The organism is Fictibacillus arsenicus (genome assembly GCF_001999465.1).
Classification (GTDB): domain Bacteria; phylum Bacillota; class Bacilli; order Bacillales; family Fictibacillaceae; genus Fictibacillus; species Fictibacillus arsenicus.
The window spans coordinates 1-724 of the sequence record NZ_MQMF01000071.1 but is presented as its reverse complement, the minus strand read 5'-3'; the positions used below and the strand labels follow the sequence as shown (position 1 = coordinate 724).

Sequence of the window (724 nt, the reverse complement as noted above, 5' to 3'; positions counted from 1 at the left end):
CCGGAGACACCCCGCCCTCGGCCACCTCCGGCGACGGCGGCGCCTCGGCCGGAACCGGCGACGGCGACGCCTCGGCGTCGGCCGCTCCGCGCGACCTGGTGCAGGAGGACCTGGACTCGCGCCCGGCCGCCGTGGACTGGAACGACGAGGACGACGACGAGGGATCGGAGGACGCGTGGCAGCTGACGGGCAGATGAGCGCGGCTGGCGGGGCGCAGCGCGTGTCCGCCTGGAACCTGCCGAACATCCTGACCTCGGTGCGCATCCTGATGGTGCCCTTCTTCGCCTGGGCGCTGTGGGTCGGCGGGCCGTGGGGCGGCGACTCGCTCGTCGCCCGGTGGCTCGCGCTGGCGCTGTTCGCGGCGGCCATGTACACCGACAAGCTCGACGGGGACATCGCCCGCGCCCGCGGGCTGATCACCGACTTCGGCAAGATCGCGGACCCCATCGCGGACAAGCTGCTCACGGGCACGGCCCTCGTGCTGTTCTCCCTGCTGGGGGAGCTGTGGTGGTGGGTGACCATCGTGATCCTGGTGCGCGAATGGGGCATCACCCTGATGCGCTTCGTCGTGATCCGCTACGGCGTGATGCCGGCCGGCCGCGGCGGCAAGCTCAAGACCGTGCTGCAGACCGTGGGCATCGGCCTGCTGCTCTTGCCCCTGGCCCCGCTCGTGGGCGGCTGGTGGCCGTGGGCCGGCTGGGTGGTCATCGGGGCCGCCACCGTG

The 724-nt window shown here is 73.1% G+C and carries 2 protein-coding genes; both read left to right on the top strand.

All coding sequences use genetic code 11. From position 1 onward, the window contains the following. The coding region (locus UN64_RS21870) for a hypothetical protein (protein ID WP_139343257.1) at positions 1-197 on the top strand (197 nt) is incomplete at its 5' end. Further along, positions 176-724: CDP-alcohol phosphatidyltransferase family protein (locus UN64_RS21865; protein ID WP_216352820.1), on the top strand; the 549-nt coding region annotated here is incomplete at its 3' end. The genes UN64_RS21870 and UN64_RS21865, both read left to right, overlap by 22 nt.